General features: G+C 36.1%; 16 protein-coding genes and 5 tRNA genes. All 21 read right to left on the bottom strand.

Annotated features, from left to right (window positions below):
• Positions 1-38 precede the first annotated feature (38 nt).
• Positions 39-767 (bottom strand): hypothetical protein, encoded by a 729-nt coding sequence (locus RHO12_10425; protein ID WVD65773.1) that lies wholly within the window; start codon positions 765-767, stop codon positions 39-41.
• Positions 768-769: 2 nt separating this feature from the next.
• On the bottom strand, positions 770-2,560 hold the full coding sequence (locus RHO12_10420; GenBank protein ID WVD65772.1) for a hypothetical protein: 1,791 nt from the start codon (positions 2,558-2,560) through the stop codon (positions 770-772).
• A 139-nt stretch (positions 2,561-2,699) separates the two neighbouring features.
• Positions 2,700-3,113: a putative phage tail assembly chaperone gene (locus RHO12_10415; GenBank protein ID WVD65771.1), complete on the bottom strand. Its 414-nt coding sequence runs from the start codon at positions 3,111-3,113 to the stop codon at positions 2,700-2,702.
• On the bottom strand, positions 3,113-3,544 hold the full coding sequence (locus RHO12_10410; GenBank protein ID WVD65770.1) for a DUF3277 family protein: 432 nt from the start codon (positions 3,542-3,544) through the stop codon (positions 3,113-3,115). Before RHO12_10410 ends, RHO12_10415 begins: the two co-directional genes overlap by 1 nt.
• An 8-nt stretch (positions 3,545-3,552) precedes the next feature.
• Positions 3,553-5,073, bottom strand: a complete 1,521-nt coding sequence (locus tag RHO12_10405) for a DUF3383 family protein (GenBank protein WVD65769.1) — start codon at positions 5,071-5,073, stop codon at positions 3,553-3,555.
• Positions 5,073-5,567 (bottom strand): hypothetical protein, encoded by a 495-nt coding sequence (locus RHO12_10400; GenBank protein ID WVD65768.1) that lies wholly within the window; start codon positions 5,565-5,567, stop codon positions 5,073-5,075. Before RHO12_10400 ends, RHO12_10405 begins: the two co-directional genes overlap by 1 nt.
• A gap of 558 nt (positions 5,568-6,125) precedes the next feature.
• A complete protein-coding gene (locus RHO12_10395; GenBank protein WVD65767.1) occupies positions 6,126-6,641 on the bottom strand; it encodes an antiterminator Q family protein in 516 nt (171 codons plus the stop codon).
• A gap of 341 nt (positions 6,642-6,982) precedes the next feature.
• Positions 6,983-7,059, bottom strand: a tRNA-Arg gene (locus RHO12_10390).
• A gap of 17 nt (positions 7,060-7,076) precedes the next feature.
• A tRNA-Arg gene (locus RHO12_10385) sits at positions 7,077-7,153 on the bottom strand.
• Between the two features lie 17 nt (positions 7,154-7,170).
• Positions 7,171-7,247 (bottom strand) — tRNA-Arg (locus RHO12_10380).
• Positions 7,248-7,260: 13 nt separating this feature from the next.
• Positions 7,261-7,353: transfer RNA gene (locus RHO12_10375), tRNA-Ser, on the bottom strand.
• Positions 7,354-7,460: 107 nt separating this feature from the next.
• Positions 7,461-7,673, bottom strand: coding sequence for a carbon storage regulator CsrA (csrA, locus tag RHO12_10370; protein WVD65766.1), 213 nt, complete (start codon positions 7,671-7,673; stop codon positions 7,461-7,463).
• Positions 7,674-7,701: 28 nt separating this feature from the next.
• Complete coding sequence (gene alaS, locus RHO12_10365) at positions 7,702-10,335, bottom strand: alanine--tRNA ligase (protein ID WVD65765.1); 2,634 nt, start codon at positions 10,333-10,335, stop codon at positions 7,702-7,704.
• Positions 10,336-10,598: 263 nt separating this feature from the next.
• Entirely contained in the window at positions 10,599-11,093 is a 495-nt protein-coding gene (locus tag RHO12_10360) for a regulatory protein RecX (protein WVD65764.1), read from the bottom strand.
• A complete protein-coding gene (gene recA, locus RHO12_10355; protein WVD65763.1) occupies positions 11,080-12,120 on the bottom strand; it encodes a recombinase RecA in 1,041 nt (346 codons plus the stop codon). Before recA ends, RHO12_10360 begins: the two co-directional genes overlap by 14 nt.
• A 281-nt stretch (positions 12,121-12,401) precedes the next feature.
• Positions 12,402-12,477 (bottom strand) — tRNA-Asn (locus tag RHO12_10350).
• Between the two features lie 47 nt (positions 12,478-12,524).
• Complete coding sequence (locus RHO12_10345; protein WVD65762.1) at positions 12,525-13,154, bottom strand: MBL fold metallo-hydrolase; 630 nt, start codon at positions 13,152-13,154, stop codon at positions 12,525-12,527.
• A gap of 12 nt (positions 13,155-13,166) precedes the next feature.
• On the bottom strand, positions 13,167-14,588 hold the full coding sequence (gene mdtD / locus RHO12_10340) for a multidrug transporter subunit MdtD (GenBank protein ID WVD65761.1): 1,422 nt from the start codon (positions 14,586-14,588) through the stop codon (positions 13,167-13,169).
• A gap of 184 nt (positions 14,589-14,772) precedes the next feature.
• Positions 14,773-15,738 carry a bile acid:sodium symporter family protein gene (locus tag RHO12_10335; protein ID WVD65760.1) on the bottom strand — a complete coding sequence of 322 codons (966 nt, stop codon included), beginning with the start codon at positions 15,736-15,738 and terminating at the stop codon, positions 14,773-14,775.
• Positions 15,739-15,865: 127 nt separating this feature from the next.
• Positions 15,866-16,648 (bottom strand): TatD family hydrolase, encoded by a 783-nt coding sequence (locus tag RHO12_10330; GenBank protein WVD65759.1) that lies wholly within the window; start codon positions 16,646-16,648, stop codon positions 15,866-15,868.
• A complete protein-coding gene (gene recC, locus RHO12_10325) occupies positions 16,638-19,958 on the bottom strand; it encodes an exodeoxyribonuclease V subunit gamma (protein WVD65758.1) in 3,321 nt (1,106 codons plus the stop codon). Before recC ends, RHO12_10330 begins: the two co-directional genes overlap by 11 nt.
• Between the last annotated feature and the right edge of the window lie 33 nt (positions 19,959-19,991).

The following is a 19,991-nucleotide window of genomic DNA, read 5'->3' as shown; positions in this document are numbered from 1 at the left end:
TATTTCACTGGCACAAAGAACTATAGCAAATACATTTATCACCAAAACCAATTCCAACTCCACTTTAATGTTGATTTTTCGCATTTTTCAGGCTGAGTTTTGCCTAAATTAGTTTTATCTTCGGGCTTTATTATTGTTAAACCACTGGTCATCTGAGTATAGGCGATAAAAACTTCCCTAAATGCTAATGAAAACTCACCGGTCATTTTGGTGCTTTGGTTCATCTGTACGGAAGCTAGTAGCATATTACTATATTGCTTTGCGCTAGTTTGTACGGTTAATACCTCACCACTTTTTTGCAACGATAGCAATTGTTCATATGCATTGGCAATACGATCTCCCAATGAATTATCAAACATTACATCAGAATAATCGGGTAAGAAATCCGCTAGAATGTTATTAGCCTGACTACGCGTAGCTTCATAACCTGACATAATTCGATTAACGGACTGTTCAGCTTGAGCGCTCATGGTTTTTACCTCAAACGGCAAAGCATAATCAACCATAGGACAATAATTTAGCCGGTTAGATAGTGGATTATAAGCAGGCGTATAACCTACCATTAAACCACTTAAACTAATCTCCTTTGGTTCTAAAAGAGAGTGATCGGCAACATTTGCCCCACTTTCGATCGGATTTTCAACTATCTTCAACTTAGATGAATGTTGCTCGGTAGTCACCGCATCAAAATAAAAAGAACCAAACGAGTTCGAAATAAGACTAACTGAATTATTTTGTTGCAAACTTAAAAGACTCATTAATTCCATGATTAAGCCCCCATCGCCGAAGTCGCATTATTATGAGCATTGATTAGTTGATTATTATAGGTATCACCAATTTGTTTAGCGGATAAAGCCGTATCAGAAGAGTTAACGGTAATATTATTTGTTACATCACCTTGGTTTATAGTTTTATTTTGATTTATTTTCGCACCAGTTTTCGTCACATTTTTAATACTCTCTGGATTGAATTTATTATCAAAATCTTTGCCATTGAGACCATCTTTATTATCTGCATCATCGCTAGAACCAAAACCAAAAAAGGAAGCAAGGCTTTTTAATTTGCCTGAAACCCAATTGATAACACCTAGCACTTTATCATTAATCCATGCCATCGCATCTTGGAATGGTTGAACGATAAAATCATACAATGAGCTAAAAGCAGAACTGACACCATTAACTATACCATCCCAGATCCCTTGTAAAACAGAACCAAAAACACTTGAAATCCACGAAAGTGCGAGTCGAAATGGTGCGGTGATGAAATCAAAAATTGCGATTAATGTCTGACCAAGCTTATCAATAAATGATGTTGTATCATTCTCCCAAATATCAAATAATCCCATTACAAAGTTATAAGCAAGCTTAAATGGATAGGTAATGACATCAAACAATGTCGCGAAAACAACATAAATAGCATTAACAACATCACCAGCATCGATACCAAATAGATCCATGATACCGCAAATTAATTGATAAGCCGTTCTAAATGGCAAAGTAATTAAGTCAAAAATAAATCCAAATATTTTACCAATACGATCAACCACCTTACTAGCTTCAGACTCCGATATACCAAAAAAGGTTAATATACTCTTTAATATCGTCGGTAATAACGATTTAATCCAATTAAATAAATTTGCAAATATTTGTACACAAGAATCAAAAAGCTTTTTAGACGTTGACTTTATCTCTTCTGAATTACCAGACCATATGGCTTTTATATAATTCCAACATGATTTTATCGTATCATAAACGAGTTTTGCACCATCAATAAGGGGTTGCCAATATTCACCAAATAAACTATCCCCACCGTCCATATAAACCATTAAATCATCGATGAGAAGCATTAGCCCAATGAGAGCAGCAATAACAGCGCCAATCGGGCTTATAATAAATCCGGCATTGAATGCCGCCCAAGCAGCACCTAAGATAAGTAAAGCACTCTTCCAACCAATGGTTGCAGAGATAATTTTATCAAAAAAGCGAATTGTATTTTTTATGGTCTGAATAGCATAACTGAGTGCTTCTACTGTTTTCGCTATGCCTTTAGTAATTAACTCTTTATTTGCATTAAGCCAATCAAGGAAAACTTTTATGATTTTGGTCAGCGCAGGGGTTAATCCTGCTGCAATTTTCGTTTTTATATTCTCAATGGCATTATTGGCTTTACTTAGCGCGCTTTGATATTCCTTTGTTTGTGCTAACTCTTTCTTTGATATTTTAAATAAAGCATCTTTGTCATTATAAAAAGTTTCAACACTTTTAATTGCATCATTAAAAGCACTAACAAAAGCTTGACCAACTGCCATTGCTATAGATTGGATAGTAATTAAACCACTTTTTAATTTACTAATCCTAGTTTCAGCAACCTGCGATTGTTGGCTAACATTATCGGTTGAATCGGCAACTTCGCTTATCGTATTGTCAAGGTGTTTACCTATTTCACTTGCAATAGTACCTAATTTATCGGCACTTTGACTTAATTTCTCAGTAATTTGAGTGAATTTTTCAGCTTGAGTGGTATCCACACCAATTGAAATTAAAAGTTTATCTATATACATTGCTATTCCTTCGGCTTCTCGGCCAGTAGTTGTTCAGCAATCACTTCATGCATATCAAGTACATCATCAAGCGAATAAACTGTCCTTAATTCATGGAGTGAAGCAAAACGCCTAACAATAGGCGTCCAGGTGAACCAATCTACGTCACTAAATCCGACAGCGTCTCCAAGCCCAGCGTATTTACTTTGGATGCGATCCCATTTGGTAAAAAACCCAAAAAATGAAATTTTACCCCCTCAAAAATAAATTCAAAGTATTGTTCACGGTGTTCATTAAAAAAGTCATTGGCTTCTTTTTGATTTTGTAACAAGATCTTAGTACCATTTTCATTTGTGACCGTTGCGTATTTACAAATAAATCGCTCAACACCTTCCATCTCTTGTGAATTTAAATTTGCTAAAAATTGACCAATATCAAAACCTGCTTTACCATCATTTGTAAAACAACCCTTTAAAAGGGTTGTTAATTTGAAAGCTTCAGCTTTAGCTTCGATAAAATTTGCTTTACGTAAATGATAAGTACATTCACCAATAATTTTATCTTCTGGCTGCATTATTTGCCCTCAGTTAAAGTAAAGTTAGATAGCACTGCTTTTAACGTCCAAGTATAACCATTATGACTTGTGCCACGAGCATGAGTTGGTGGAGTGGTAAACCAACAATCGGTCAACAAAAACTCATCACCATTGCGTAAATCTTTAAATGCGATAGTATTACCTGTCGCTTTTAATGAATCTTTAACCTGAGAATTGCGCAAATCCATAAACATTTTATTGGCCTGCGCATGTTGTAAAATTTTAATTGATACGGTCGCACCTTGGTTACAAGAGTGAACAAATACACCATTGCCACTGATACCGTAAGTAATATCACCATCATCACCAATTGGCGCGATAGAAATCGCATCTTGGGCATTTTCAAAACCTGTAATTTCATTACCGTTAATGGTTAGGACGGCGTCTTTTAAAGCGAAAGCATTACTCATATTTTCTCCTAAATATTATATTTAACCACAACATCAACACTATGACCTGCGCCAGCGAGTTTTAATGCAGTCATAATTGGCATCATTTTGCGTGAGTTTCGGTCCGCGGTATCTTGTGTATCAAAACTGTCTGAATAAAAATAGTAACCAGACTCCAGCGTACCACCATAAACAAGTTCGCCAATTTCATCTCCGGTCCATTTGCCACTGGCAATAAAACCGTTGTTTCTAAATTGTTCACCAATCACTTTGGCGGAGGCAATTAAGATTTCTTGACCACGATCGGTTTGCGGAATTTTAGAGGATGCGCCTTGTAATTTATTGAATAGTTGAACTTGTAGCGCATTAGTAAACGCATCAAGCCCCGTTGTTACATCGATAAATGTACCACCAACCATTGTGCCTTCCGCTAGCATATTGACACCTGAATAATCGGTGTAATAATTAATCCCTAAGCGTTTACATTTAGTCGCTTCATTTAGTGTGATTTTTTCATCACTTGTGACACTAGCTTGTTGTTTAAATTTAACGGTTTTTGCTGTGTTATTACCTGCCCAAACTGTTGATAATGCAATTGCCATCATTTCAATGCCTGCAAACTCATCGCCAGTATTGTTATATTGCACCATTAAGCGACCGCTATTTTTTTTCGCTAGCTTTTTAAGGATATTTGCATCAAGATATTCGATATTGGCACTGCGTGTTTCAGTATAGCCAAGTACTTTTAAATCCGCGCTAACAACCCAGTCATGAGCCTCTAATAGTTCACTATCCGTAATAACATTAGCAAAGTATGCACCGTACCAATTTTGATACTGATTCTCAAGTGCGGTCATTGCATCAGCAACGCTTTCGGCTTTGTAAATTGTCGCATCTGTGCCGTTATAAATCGTTGCTTTGCCATCAGTAAGATTTAATAATTGACCGATGTAAGTACCCTCTAATACTTGGTCATTAACATAACCGAGTTTTACACTATTATCACATCCTGATGCGATGGTTTGTAAAATAAAGCGATTGCCAGTTTCATCAAATGCAACCGTGATTTTGTCATTGGTTTTTGTTTTCAATGCTGCATTGATAATCTTTGCTACATCATCAAGAGATGATACCGTTTTGAATGATAATGTATCGATAGTTACCATTTGTTCACCAAGCATAAAGCTAAAGTAACCATCGGTAATTTGCTTATAGCTAACGTAGCTCGCTGAAACAGCAGAACCAGCTACTTTATAAGCTGTTGCAGCAACGTCTAGATCAGTTTTGACATATTTAGCAATTAAAGCCGATTTCAGTTTTGGCCTAGCGGAAAATAGTCCTTGAGCAGCTTTATATGCTCTTGATTTGGTACCAAATAAATTTGCTACATCGTCTGCACTAGCAACAGTAACATAGCGAGAATTCATATCGTAAAAGTCATCACACATTTCATCAGTAAAAATCGCAATAACGCTCATATCACGTTTGTTTGCCCCACTAGATGATTGTTCGACTGATACATTAACGACTTGATTAATTGATAAACTCATTAATTTACCTCTGTAATAATTTGAACGCTTTCGCCACGTTTGACGTCAGCACGAGTCACATTGTTGATGGAAAAGATTAAGTCGACATGAGCACAAGGCTCTTTAACGTCAGGTAGATCGGTCGACAAATGTTGAATTTGGGATGAGCGCAAATAACCGATTTTCATGGTTTTTAAGCGTTCCCAAACTGACGTTAAATTCATAGATGAAACTAATTTATTAATTTCATCATAACCATTAGCGCCATAAGCATTAACTGATAGCGTTAACTCGTTTAGGCTGCTAATAATTTCTATTTCGCTACTTGCATCATAATCAATCTCACTACCTATCTCGTATTGAGATTTAATTAGCACCGTGATGAATTGTGTATAAGCAGTTAAATCATTGGATTGGCTGATATCAATAACCAGATATTTAGGTAAGGATAAAATATCGGCTATCAACTGTCTGATTTTGTCGATATCAAATTGACAGGTCGTCGTTATTGCCATAGTAGTCTCCGATAATGATAAATACATATTCCACCATCTAACTGGTCGGGAGTGTAATATCCGTATCAATGATGATGAAATTACTGATTGTTATTATGTTTCTAGATAATTTTTAAATGAGCAAAAAAAAAGCCGGTATTTCCGGCTTTTTAAAGAGAATAATGATGAATATGACTTTATCTAGTTATTAACTGTTGAGTAAATTTTATTTAATAGAGTCCTACGCAAGATAGTGAACATAACTCCCTCGCAAAGATTCGATTTAATATATAATAATAACAAGAATAGCTTGGTGTATTAATATACTTCTGATTGATTTATTGCCTCTTGGTTGGCTACGCACTGCACGTGACTTCAAAAAAATTAGTCATCAATATAATGTCAGTCATTTTATTACTCTAAAAAAGAGTTAAATGAAAATATGCAGTCACCGAAGTATATACACAAATACTGTGAGTATAAAAAAAGCCAAGAAATTATTTCTTGGCTTTCAATTATTGACTCTGAATTTATAATACTACTTTTTTGGCGCCGAGTCAATAACTAATTTGTATTTTATTAAAAATATTGAATCGTCCGATACAACTCACAATCTAAGACTTTATCTAAAGAATCTAAACTGCCACAAATATAGTTTTCTGCCGATTCTTTTAATTTTTTTACTTTTGTTTCCCCACAACCGACTAAATCACCAATCATTTTTATATTTCTTATTGGTACCGGATTTAATATTTCTGTTGTTACGGCTCCAAGGTAGAAATATTTAATAATTTTCGCCATCGTTTTTTTATCATTATCTTGGTTGTTTTGTAACCGAGAGATAATAGAATCAATAATGATCGCATCATCTTCACTACATTTTTCTGACGATTTTCGTCCCGTTAATAAAGGAGTAAATCCAGTAGAAACACCTGAAAAACCAAGGTAATCAAGCTCCGAGCGATTATAAGCTCCCCATAAATTTAAAACATGTGTAATATCGCGATTAGCTATGAATGAATTTATCTCTTGTTGGGTTAATTCGAACTGTTCATCTACTTCAAATACTTCTTGATATCGTTCTTCCGCTATCATTGTTAATCCTTATTATTAGGAACAATAATTTCCTGTTTTTGCCTGCATAAAGTAATCATTTTAAAAATTGTATAACTTGATTCATATTTTTATCAAATTCGCACTAATGTTAACTTTAATTTACTTTAAAGTCAACTTAAATACACTTTTGACTTGTTTAAAAATCTAATGATATGAAATTTTCAGATAAAACTCGAACAGTATACCTAAAAGAAAAATTAACGATAATCGCCAGATTATGTAACTAAAGGGAATAGACTATAAAAGAATGGATAAGAATTTTACTTTGTAGCTATTATATTAAATTTAAAAAATACAGCTATTAACAAAAACAAGTATAGTGGTGCACCCGAAGGGATTCGAACCCCTGACCGCTCGGTTCGAAGCCGAGTGCTCTATCCAGCTGAGCTACGGATGCAGGTTTAAATATGAAAATGGTGCACCCGAAGGGATTCGAACCCCTGACCGCCCGGTTCGTAGCCGGGTACTCTATCCAGCTGAGCTACGGATGCAGATAAAACAATTAAGATGGTGCACCCGAAGGGATTCGAACCCCTGACCGCCCGGTTCGTAGCCGGGTACTCTATCCAGCTGAGCTACGGATGCACAATATATAAAATGGCGGTGAGAGAGGGATTCGAACCCTCGATAGAGCTTTTGACCCTATACTCCCTTAGCAGGGGAGCGCCTTCAGCCGCTCGGCCATCTCACCGTTTTATAAAACACATGCATAAATACACAATGTGTGGCGCACATATTACGTTTTACAGAAAATATGTCAATCAGTTTTTGCATTCAAGCCGTTTAGTTGTGTATTTCCTACTCAATTGTCGGTTTTTCCTTCTCTGAAGCATTAAGCTGTTCATCCTGATTTTGGTGGATCCTATTATAAATTTCCTCACGATGAATAGAAACATCTTTAGGGGCATTAATGCCAATCCGAACCTGGTTTCCTTTAACACCTAGTACGGTAATGGCAACATCATCGCCTATAATAAGGGTTTCACCTACTCTCCTAGTTAAAATTAACATTAGACCTCCTATTCTTCTATGATTAAGCTTATATTGCTTTCAATTCGTTGACTAGATCATCCTTGATACTTGATAAAGCGTTAGGCAATACAGAAATGTTAGTCCCTCCTGCCTGTGCAAAATCAGGGCGCCCACCGCCTTTTCCTCCAACTCTATCCGCTAACTTAGCTGCTAAAATGCCAGCTTTAACGTATGCCGTCAAATCATTGGTCACACCTACGGCTAAGCTAATTTTATCGTCATTTATTGCAGCTAAAATGATAACTGCTGATTTTAACTGATTTTTTAAATCATCAATCATCTGACGTAAAATTTTTGCTTCAGTACCATAAATTTTTGCAACCAATAATTTTTTACCATTAATCACTTCGACTTGATTAATTAGCTGTACACTTTCTTGCGCAGCTTGTATTGATTTCAATTGTTCAATCTCTTTCTCTAACTGTTTAGTTTGTTCAACTAATTGTGACAAACGAGGAATAAGATTAATCTTATCGGCTTTAATTATCGACATAATACCATTAAGCCGATTATCATCATCATGCACCAAATCCACAGCCATTTGACCTGTTGTAGCTTCAATTCGCCTTACCCCTGATGCGATACTTGATTCAGAGATGATCTTAAAAAATCCAATATCACCCGTTCTTTCAACATGCGTCCCGCCACATAATTCGATAGAAAAATCGCCCATTGTTAAAACTCGTACGATATCATCATATTTTTCACCGAAAAGTGCCATGGCTCCGCTATTTTTTGCTTGCTCTATCGGCATTAATTCAATTGAAACAACTAGATTGCGCCTAATTTGTTGATTTACTAAATTTTCAATTTCTTGTATTTTTGCCGCATCAATTGCATGCATGTGTGAAAAATCAAAACGCAGATAACCATCATTAACCAAAGAACCTTTTTGCGCAATGTGCTCACCTAAAATACGCTGTAATGCAGCTTGCAATAAGTGGGTTGCAGAATGATTGCGCCGGATCCGTGCACGTAATTCACTATCGATTGCCGCTGTTATTTTATCTCCAACATTTAGCTGACCTTTTAATAGAGAACCGATATGCCCAATACTCTGCCCATATTTTTGGCTATCAGTAACATTAAAAATACTTATTGGGGTAGTTATCAGTCCTTTATCACCAACCTGGCCACCTGATTCAGCATAAAATGGCGTTTTATCTAAAATAATAACAGATTCTTCACCGGGTTTAATCGTGTCAACTTTTGTACCTTTTTGAAAGATCGCGACCACTGTTGCCGTTGATTCTGCCATTTCATAGCCTAGAAATTCAGTTTTCGCATCAAGCTTAATTGCACTACTATAATCAACTGTAAAACTATCTGACTCACGTGAGCGCTGACGCTGAACATCCATACATTGATTAAAGCGAGCTTCATCAATCGTAATATTTTTTTCTCGGCAAACATCAGCAGTTAGATCTAACGGGAAACCAAAAGTATCATACAGCTTGAAAGCGACATCACCAGATAACTGGTGGTTAGAGACTTTTTTTAACTCCTGATCAAGTAATAATAAACCTCTTTCTAATGTTTTTAAAAATTGCTCTTCTTCTACTTTTAGCGTCTCTTCAACTAACTTTTGTACTTTTGCTAGATGGTTTGCCGCACTGCCCATTACGTTGATCAATGACGTAACTAGCTTATAGAAAAATATTTCTTTTGCACCTAGCATATTACCATGTCTTACTGCCCTGCGAATAATTCGCCTTAAGACATAACCACGCCCTTCATTTGATGGCATAACACCATCGGCAATCAAAAAGGCACATGAGCGTATATGATCTGCAATTACGCGTAATGATTTACTTTCAAGATCATCTACACCAATTATTTGCGCTGTATCTTTAATTAGTCTTTTAAATAGATCAATATCATAGTTTGAATTGACATGTTGAAGCACAGCGGAAATTCGTTCTAATCCCATACCAGTATCAACAGAAGGCTTTGGTAACGTCTCCATTGAACCATCAGGTAAACGGTTAAATTGCATAAAGACAATATTCCAAATTTCAATAAACCGGTCGCCATCTTCTTCGGCACTTCCTGGTGGCCCTCCCCAAATGTGGTCACCATGGTCATAAAAAATTTCACTACAAGGGCCGCAAGGGCCGGTATCGCCCATTTGCCAAAAATTATCGGATGCATAAGGCGCGCCTTTGTTGTCACCTATACGAATTATTCGTTCCGAAGGAACACCAATCTCATTCGCCCAGATATTAAATGCCTCATCGTCTGTAGCATAAACCGTCACGAGTAATTTATCTTTTGGTAAATTCAGCCAGCCTTCACCCGTTAATAATTCCCAAGCAAAATGAATCGCATCACGTTTAAAATAATCACCAAAACTAAAGTTCCCCAACATCTCGAAAAAAGTATGATGGCGAGCAGTGTAGCCCACATTATCGAGATCATTATGCTTACCTCCCGCTCTAACACAACGCTGAGAAGTTGTTGCCCTTGAATATGAACGTTTATCCATTCCCAGAAAAACATCTTTAAACTGGTTCATTCCTGCGTTAGTAAAAAGCAATGTAGGATCATTATGTGGAACAAGTGAACTACTTTCGACAACTTCATGACCTTTGCCATGAAAAAAATCGAGAAACATTTGGCGAATTTCTGCGGTACTTTTCATATATACTTCCGATTATTATCCATAATTTAATTAATATAGTGTATAACATCATCAAGATTCAAGCATAAATAATATTATAAATTTTACTGTGATCAACTTATTATTCTATCCACAAATAAAATTTAATCATTATAAAACGGAAAAAGAGAGTAGTGACCATCGTATTTCTACTTTCTAAGCAGAAAACCGATACCTAATGATGTACTAAGAACTTAGTATACCGATTTAAAATACTTTATAAACAATTAATTAGTAAATAATAATTACAATAAAGAATAAATTTGATTGATGTGATCTTGTTGAAAGCCGCGATAAGTTAAAAATTGAAATAATTTTAGTTTTTGTTGGTAATCTTTTTTATCAAAATTTTGAAACTTTTTTTGTGCTCGTATTAAACCAACCTCATACCAATCAATATTTTTAGCCGTAAATATCTCTTTAACTAAAGCTAAGCCAAATCCATGCTGTTTTAATTCACCAATAATTCGATTTGGCCCGTATCCCTTCCGTGAACGCATATCAATATATTGTTGAATATATTGGATATCATTAATCCAATTATGGGCAATACAATGCTGAATAGCAGTATCAATTTGTTGCTTAACTAAGTCATCATCAATAGCAAAATCATGAGCATATTTTTTTAGATAAAAAAGAGACAACTTTTGTTTTAGTTCAATTGAGGAATGATTTCGCTGTGCAAGTAATTGCACAGCTTTATTTAATAAATTTTTGTAAAAAGTATTAGAGTCCATCATCAATAGCTGTCGTATCTTCCTCAGCATTAAATGCGGTAGGATTACTAAGTAACAATTCTCTCAGTTTAGCTTCTAATTCGCTTGCAATATCAAGGTGCTCTTGTAAAAACTTAATCGAATTCGCTTTACCTTGACCAATTTTTTCACCATTATAACTATACCAAGCACCTGCTTTATCAACTAACTTATGCTTAACGCCCAAATCAATTAACTCGCCTTCTTTAGAAATTCCACAACCGTATAAAATTTGAAATTCAGCTTGTCTAAATGGTGCTGCTACTTTATTTTTAACCACTTTAACACGGGTATCGCTGCCGATAACATCTTCACCTTCTTTTACCGCCCCAATACGGCGAATATCGAGACGTACAGAAGCATAAAATTTAAGTGCATTTCCACCAGTAGTCGTCTCTGGATTTCCAAACATAACGCCAATTTTCATGCGAATTTGGTTAATAAATACAACTAAACAGTTGGCATTTTTAATATTAGCGGTTAGTTTTCGTAACGCTTGGGACATGAGGCGAGCTTGCAATCCCATATGAGAATCACCCATTTCACCTTCTATCTCAGCTCGTGGAGTTAAGGCCGCGACCGAGTCGACAATAACTACATCAACAGCAGCTGAACGAACTAAAGCATCACAAATTTCAAGCGCTTGCTCGCCAGTATCGGGCTGAGATACCAACAAATCATCGACTTGAACACCTAATTTAGCCGCATAAATGGGATCTAATGCATGTTCTGCATCAATAAATGCACACGTTTTACCTTCTTTTTGTGCTTGGGCTATCACCGATAATGTCAGTGTTGTCTTACCTGATGATTCAGGTCCGAAGATTTCAACAATACGCCCCATTGGCAACCCACCAATACCTAACGCAATATCAAGCCCTAATGAGCCTGTTGAAATAGCATCAACATCTAGGGTCTGTGTATCACCTAAACGCATGATAGAACCTTTACCAAATTGTTTTTCAATCTGACTTAAAGCAGCGGTTAATGCGCGTTGTTTATTCTCATTCATATAATCGGATCCTAATAATTTATCAATCATCAATAATGCAACTTATTATACTGTATTATTATACAGTATCAAGCTATTTTTATATAATCTACTTAAAATAAGTCATCATATTATCTATTTTTATTTTGATACGAGCGACATCACAACAATTACTATGTTTAACATAATATTCACTAAAAACTTGTTGTACTCATTGTGTTAGCATAAAAAGAATCAATCAAAAAAATAGCACAAAAATTGGATATAAAAAAACCTGCTAATAAGCAGGCTTTCAAAATAAGTGGCTCCCCCAACAGGACTTGAACCTGTGACATACGGATTAACAGTCCGCCGTTCTACCGACTGAACTATGGAGGAACAGAAGTAGCGCGCATGATATAGATTTATTGCGGTTATGTCAATAACTAAATTAAATAAGGATTATTCATTCGTTCATAGCCAAAAGTAGACATAGGACCATGTCCTGGAACAAAACGTATATCGTCGCCTAACGGGAATAGTTTAGTCTTAATTGAGGTGATTAAGTCACGATGATTCCCTCTAGGGAAATCAGTTCGACCAATACTATTTTTAAATAGTACATCCCCGACAAAGGCGATTTTATCTATCTTGTTTACAAAAACGATATGCCCAGGAGTATGACCTGGAGAGTAGATAACATCAAAAATAACATCACCGACTTGCACTGTTTCACCATCATTTAACCAAACATCAGGTTCAAACGCCTCGCTGAATGGAAAACCAAATTGAACACATTGATGCGGTAAGTTATCCAATAAAAATTTATCTTCTTGCTGTGGACCATAAATCTTGACTTGATAAAAATTAGCTAACTCTTTGGTAGCACCTACGTGATCAAGGTGGCCGTGAGTTAAAAGAATTTTAGTCACTTTAAGCGCTAACTTTTCGACTGCTTTTTTTAATAATTCCGCCTCACCACCAGGATCAATGATCGCCGCATCCTTGGTTGATTTGCACCAAATAATAGAGCAATTTTGTTGGAATTCAGTTACGGGAATAATTTGATATTGCATATTTTCTTCCTTTTATTGGCTTCTATTTGTGCTATTTTTAATCGTCAAATTCTGACCATCTTGTGGATAAAGGTACCTAAAAATTATACTGGAGCAACACGTTATAGCACCTAATATCATGAAGCTCATTTTAAATGCACGAGCAATATCTTGAGTGATCGCTTCTGCTTGGTAAGTAAATATACGGACTAAAACAGCACCACATGCTATGCCAAAACTAATCGCGAGTTGCTGATTAACTGCCATTAAGCTATTACCACTGCTTGTTAATTCATTTGGTAAATCAGCCAAAGTGATACTATTCATTGATGTAAATTGCAATGAATTGACTGCTCCTAAGGCTGATAATAATAATGCAAATAATATCATTGAGGAATCTTTATTGAGCAGAGACATCGCCATAATAATCAGACCAACAATAATCGTGTTAGTCATCAAAACTCGCCTATAACCAAAACGTCGTAAAATAGGCGGGACAAATGTTTTCATACTGAGCGATGCCATCGCCATAGGTATTAGCATGCATCCTGCATAGATAGCCGAATAACCAAAAGCAACCTGCAATAGTAATGGAATTAAAAACGGCGTAGCGGATATTCCTAAACGACTAATCAAATTACCTATAATTCCAATTCTAAAGGTGTGAATATTAAACAAGGCTAAAGGGAAAATCGGTGCGGATGACCTTTTAGCATGCAGAACATATCCCCAAAATAAAATAAAGCTCAGCAAAATTAGACTCAAAGAAAAATAGATATTAATACCTTCATTAATAAACTCTAACCCTAGAGTAGCACTAATCACCGCGATAGAAATAAATAACACACCAGAAAGATCAAAACGAGACAAGTTACCTTTGATATTTGGCATAAACTTCCAGCCACTAATTATGCCAACGATACCAATTGGAATGTTAATCAGAAAAATCCAATGCCAGCTTGAATATTCAACTAAATATCCACCTAAAACAGGACCAACCACTGGTCCAATCAAACCAGGAATCGTTGAAGCATTTAGTGCAGCTAAAAAATCACTGCGTTTAAATGATTTAATTAGTGCCAACCGCGATACGGGAACCATCATTGCCCCACCAATCCCTTGAATAACGCGAGCAGCATCTAGCATGATTAAAGAAGAGGATAGTGCACATAATAATGAACCAGCAGAAAATAAAAATACAGCCGCAACAAATACATTACGAGTACCAAAGCGATCAGAGAAAAAACCACTCACAGGAATAAATAGTGCAACCGCTAATGCATAACAGATCACCGCTGACTGCATATTTAGTGGTGATTCATTAAGATCGTTGGCAATGGTGGGAAGCGCCGTATTTAAAATAGAGGTATCGAGCGTTTGCATAAAGAATGCAACTGCAGCTATCCACGGCATCATTTTATACATTAAAGGCGAAATTGAAATATTCTCAGTCATTCTTGTGGTTCTATAAAAATAATGCTTTATGACTATTACGTTTTGTCATCAACAAAATATAATTATCGCTTTAGGTTAATCTCATGAAATACGCTTTATATTAAGAACTCGCGCACTCGTTATACAATAGTTTAATAATCATAACAAAGAAACAACGATCAAACTTGAGATGCAAATAATTAACCTATTTTTTTACTAATTTTTTATTCTTAATCGCTTTTCCTTGCCAGTAACCCGCCAATAATGAACCGGAAATATTGTGCCATACAGAAAATACCGCGGCAGGTAATGCGGTTAAAGCAGAAAAATAAGTTGTACCAAGCGTAGCTGCTAACGCTGAATTTTGCATACCGACTTCAAGCGACATAGTACGACACGTTGCCTCATCAAAACCAAGTAATCGGCCTCCCCAATAACCACCGAGCAAACCAATACCATTATGAAGAATCACCGCACAAATCACAGTAAGCCCAACTTGCGAAATTTGATCGCGACTTTCAGCGACAACAATACTGAGTATAGCAAGGATACAAAGCATCGATAAGACGGGGAAAAAGCGTTCACATTTTCTAACCAATTTAATCAATAAATGATGAACAATTAATCCTGCCACAATAGGGACAAACACAATTTTAATAATTGAAAGTAGCATTGCTATAAACGGTACTTCGACACTTGCGCCTAACAGCGCTAAGGTTAATAATGGCGTGACTATAATGCCAACGAGTGTTGAAATAGAGGAGATCGTGATTGATAATGCCACATCGCCTTTAGCTAAATAAATCATAACATTCGATGCAGTACCACTTGCCACGCTACCGACTAACACCATACCAATTAAAAGTTCTACTCGCATCATAAATACTTTGGCTAGAATTAATGCCGTAAGAGGCATAACAATATAATGGAGCAATGTACACACAATTACCGCTTTAGGTTTAACTATTACGCGCTTAAAATCATCAATACTTAATGTTACTCCCATGGTAAACATCACAAACATTAATAGTTCCGGCGTATATGATTTTATCGGAGTAAAAACTCCTGGTAAGAAATAAGCCAAACATGCACATAAAATAGCCCATAGAGGGAACATTTTAGTTAAAGAGATAACAGTTTGAACAAATAGCTGACTAAATCGCTTTGGCATAATAATACTCGCATTTAAGAATCGGCAAGAATCAACCAAAGCTATCGACGACGATCATTAAATATCGATTAGGCGATTAACGTGAAGCTTCGATTGATATGTGAAATAGCTTGATTATATTTAAATATTAACCGACTTTCATTGTATTGATTCTAGAAAATAGCGTCAAGGTATTCATTAAGGTTGTATTAAGAATTTGTGATGAGGGTTCAATTCTTAGTTTAGATAACTCTGCAAATACTTTTACAATATTTTCGGGTCGATTCGCTTGACCTTGTAGACCATTTAAAGGCATGTCTGGCGCGTCGGTTTCGAGCAAAATTGATGATAAGGGAATACGGCTAATGGCTTGGCGCGTTTTGTTCGCCCTTGGGTAGCTAATCACGCCACCAACACCAATATAAAATCCTAGTCGAATAAATTGTATCGCCTCTTCATAGCTACCTGAAAAACCATGGATCACTCCGACCTCTGGCAACCTAGCATTCTTCAGCTCTTTATATAATAAAGAGTTAGCACGCCTCGCGTGCAGAATTACGGGTAAATGATATTGCTTTGCTAAATCTAATTGCGCAGTTAAAAATAATTTTTGCTCTTCAATATTGATATGTTCAATATAGCCATCAAGTCCAATTTCACCTATAGCAACCACTTTATCATAATGTTGATTAAGCTGTGCTGCTAATAGTTCAATATCTTGTTGTTTATGCGTATAAATAGGATGTAAACCTAGTGCGCAGTAAATTGAGGGAAAGCGCTCAGTTAATTGTAGCACTATTTTAAAATTTTGACTCGATACGGCAGGTACAATAATATTTGCCACACCTGCATTTTCAAAACGTTTAACCGACGCAGCTAACTCGGTAATAAACGGCGGAGCATCAAAATGACAGTGAGTATCAATTAACATCGCCATTATTCCTATATTGCATAATCGGTAATAAATACATTTTTGTTGCTTCGATTGCACTATCAACTAATTCATCGGTTAATTGCGGATATAACCTTAAATAATAGTCATCACATTCAGCTGATGTCGCAATATTGCCTTGCCAATGAGCAATAAAACTATTTTTCGCTTTCATGAGTACCATATTGTCATGACTTATACGTTGTAAGTCTTCATCATAGGCAGCTTCAAGCCAATGCCATGAACTTTGTAATGGCATAAATAACGGCTGGTTAATGCCCATTAAAAAACCTTCAACCCATAAAGACAAAAGTTCTAAGGCGTGTTCTTTGGGTAGGGCGTTAAAACACCACTTAGTACCATCCCGACCATAGATTCGATTATAAAGACCGCCTTGATCTGGTTGCAAAACTGATATGATTAGATGATCAAGCCATAACGATATACCGTCTTTAATGGTCAGTTTTGCACTTCGCCATTGCAATATACCATCAGCTTGAATATTTTTTATTCGCCCTATTAGCAAAGTATTATGAATACTCAAATTGACATCTAGCGATAAAAAATCACCCATTTTTTCGCGTTTAATTTTTTCAATGAGGGGTTGTATTAATAATTGTTGTTCGTTATATAATATCTGCCCAAAAGCACCATAGGGTAACTGGTTACTTCTAAGCATTTTTCGATAAAGACGAGCACTTAATTGTTCATCAATATGATCTGACGGTAAAAGAATTTCCATAATTTGGTTATTAATCGCATAGCGCTCTAGGTTATTAAGGTTAAAATTTTCGCTGTCAGGTAATTGTTCATCAATATAGTTTAATAAGTAACCAAGTCGATATTTAGTAAGCGCTTTGATTGGATGGAAATAAAATTGTTTAAGCTCATCTAAGTGGATATTGGCAATATTTTTTTTGGTTAATGGTGTAATAAAAGCAATCTGCTGACCTTGGTATTTAGCCGCAGGTAGCCATTCATCTGCATAACTATTCATTTTCGTATTATTATTTATATAGTTTTCAATATTAAATGGCGTTCGGCTATGAGTTGTAGTTAAGCGCTTAGTTAACTCGATAGCACTTAATTCATCAGCTAAATCTACATCTGCCTCTAACTTATAGTTTTGTTTCAAATATTCTACTAGTTCATCGACTAAAATAGAGGGATAGCGAATATCATTAGTTTGTATGTCACAACCAATATAGCTGATATACAGTTTTTGCTGGGCCGAAAGTAATGCTTCTAAAAATAGGTACCGGTCGTCATTTCTGCGGCTGCGATCACCAATTCGTCGATATTTAGCAATTAAATCAAAACCTATTGGTGAAATACTTCTTGGGTATACGCCGTCATTCATACCTAGCAAACAGACAATCTTAAACGGTACCGAACGCATTGGCATCATTGTACAGAAATTAATTTTTCCGATTAAAAAGCGATGAGAAATAGAGTGCTGTGCAAATTTTGCTTGTAATAGCTCATGTAAAATTTTAACGCCAATTTTAGCACGATAACTCGATAGTGTTGCTTGTTCTATAATATGTTGCCACTGCTCTTGTATCATCAGTAATAGTGGCTCAGTTTCAGCATCAAGCATAAAAAATGCATCTAATAACTCGCTACAAAGGGTTTGCCATTGGGCAATATGATGGGGCTGGCACAACATATCGCGCCATTTGGCAATCGCCATAATAAAATCAGACAAATACCCGACTAGTTCAGCTTCAATCCCCGTTGCCCCATCATACGGAAATACATCTTGCCAACTATCAAGCTTACTTTCCATACTGTAACCGAGCAACATACGGCTTAGCCCTGATAGCCAACTATGTGGTTCATTCGCGACCGACTCCAAGCCAAAGCGAATACCAGAATCTACAATCCAGCGTTGAAGAGACTTTAAGTTATTGTCATTAAGATTAAACCGTTTTGCAATGGCTGGGATTTCGAGTAAATCAAAAATAGATTCAATATCTAACCGGCTTTGTGGCAATTCTAAGAGCAAGAAAAAACCCTGAATAATAGGATCAAGATAACGAAATTTTTGATCTGAAATCGTATACGGTAATTGTCGGCTCTTAGGCGCATTGTCAAATACGGCTTGAATATAAGGCGCATAATGATCAATATCTGCAACCATTACAACGCAGTCATTTAATGTGATAGTCGGATTATCATCTAAGATCGAGAGCAAATAATCATAAAGTACCTCAACTTCTCGCTGTTCACTGTGGCAAGCATGTAGTGAAATAGAGTCATCATAAGCTGAAATTAATTGTTTATTTTTATTCGCACCTAAAGTGTTAATATCGGGCTTTATAATGGTATTATTTTGCATATCTAAAATAGATTGCTGTACCTGCCCCAGTAACGACGCTTCTTCATAGTCAAAAAAGGCATCAATGTCTTGTTTATTATAATGTTGTAATAAAACTAAATGATCACGACCAAGTTTCCCCCATGATGCGAGCAAAGGATGAGACTCTTGTAGCATCATACTTGCCATTTGTTCATTATCCACATATTTATTGATAAACGAATGGTCAACAATATCGCCCCAGTATTGCCGACAAGGATTCATAAACATAAAATGAACATCGATATGCTGACTTAATCCATTAAGTAGCTCTAAATATAATGGTGGGATAGAGACTATACCAAAAATAAAAATACGCTTTGGTAACTGGTTTTTCTGTGCTTTAGTTAATTTTTTTTGATTCAAGTGGTGAATAACCGCTTGATGAATATCCGCACGATGTAAAGATATGTTTGCCAACTGATCGCTATATGCAACAAGTTCACACCATAATAGTGCTTGCCATTCTTGATCATTACCCAGCTCCGCAACTTGCCTACCTTCTTGCCATGATTGGATCCAATCAGGCCGATAAACCAAGTATTGGTCAAATAAGTCGGCAATAGAAGTCGCTAACTGATAATATTTTTGTTCATTATCTTGCTGAAAATAGTGTTTAAGCGTACTAAAATTGGGTCTGTTTACTAGATCTGGCAAAATAGCTAATAGTACCCAGAGCATGAAATCAGCACTAAAACTGTTGTTTTTAGGTAGATTAGGATGAAATACTCGATAAATATTCCATACAAATTGTGTAGGGAAAGGGTATTCAATATTGGCGCAAATGCCAAGCTCCTCGGCTAATTGAATTTGTAACCACTGCCCCATTCCTTGGCTCTGAACCAAAATCACTTCTTTATCAAAAACAGAGTTCAAAGGCTGACGTTTGATCAGTTGTGCTGTCAATGATTTTAATAGATCTAATTGATTGGAATGGTAAATTGTGAGCATAAATCATCATGTCAGAAAGTATTAGCTAAATTA

The organism is Orbaceae bacterium lpD02, from assembly GCA_036251875.1.
Taxonomy (GTDB): domain Bacteria; phylum Pseudomonadota; class Gammaproteobacteria; order Enterobacterales; family Orbaceae; genus Orbus; species Orbus sturtevantii.
This window is presented reverse-complemented; position numbering and strand designations above follow the sequence as displayed.

Excerpts from the sequence above, each read along its gene's own strand:
- RHO12_10425 (WVD65773.1), bottom strand. The coding sequence starts at position 767 with ATGGAATTAATGAGTCTTTTAAGTTTGCAACAAAATAATTCAGTTAGT.
- RHO12_10420 (WVD65772.1), bottom strand. The coding sequence starts at position 2,560 with ATGTATATAGATAAACTTTTAATTTCAATTGGTGTGGATACCACTCAA.
- RHO12_10415 (WVD65771.1), bottom strand. The coding sequence starts at position 3,113 with ATGCAGCCAGAAGATAAAATTATTGGTGAATGTACTTATCATTTACGT.
- RHO12_10410 (WVD65770.1), bottom strand. The coding sequence starts at position 3,544 with ATGAGTAATGCTTTCGCTTTAAAAGACGCCGTCCTAACCATTAACGGT.
- RHO12_10405 (WVD65769.1), bottom strand. The coding sequence starts at position 5,073 with ATGAGTTTATCAATTAATCAAGTCGTTAATGTATCAGTCGAACAATCA.
- RHO12_10400 (WVD65768.1), bottom strand. The coding sequence starts at position 5,567 with ATGGCAATAACGACGACCTGTCAATTTGATATCGACAAAATCAGACAG.
- RHO12_10395 (WVD65767.1), bottom strand. The coding sequence starts at position 6,641 with ATGATAGCGGAAGAACGATATCAAGAAGTATTTGAAGTAGATGAACAG.
- csrA (WVD65766.1), bottom strand. The coding sequence starts at position 7,673 with ATGTTAATTTTAACTAGGAGAGTAGGTGAAACCCTTATTATAGGCGAT.
- alaS (WVD65765.1), bottom strand. The coding sequence starts at position 10,335 with ATGAAAAGTACCGCAGAAATTCGCCAAATGTTTCTCGATTTTTTTCAT.
- RHO12_10360 (WVD65764.1), bottom strand. The coding sequence starts at position 11,093 with ATGATGGACTCTAATACTTTTTACAAAAATTTATTAAATAAAGCTGTG.
- recA (WVD65763.1), bottom strand. The coding sequence starts at position 12,120 with ATGAATGAGAATAAACAACGCGCATTAACCGCTGCTTTAAGTCAGATT.
- RHO12_10345 (WVD65762.1), bottom strand. The coding sequence starts at position 13,154 with ATGCAATATCAAATTATTCCCGTAACTGAATTCCAACAAAATTGCTCT.
- mdtD (WVD65761.1), bottom strand. The coding sequence starts at position 14,588 with ATGACTGAGAATATTTCAATTTCGCCTTTAATGTATAAAATGATGCCG.
- RHO12_10335 (WVD65760.1), bottom strand. The coding sequence starts at position 15,738 with ATGCCAAAGCGATTTAGTCAGCTATTTGTTCAAACTGTTATCTCTTTA.
- RHO12_10330 (WVD65759.1), bottom strand. The coding sequence starts at position 16,648 with ATGTTAATTGATACTCACTGTCATTTTGATGCTCCGCCGTTTATTACC.
- recC (WVD65758.1), bottom strand. The coding sequence starts at position 19,958 with ATGCTCACAATTTACCATTCCAATCAATTAGATCTATTAAAATCATTG.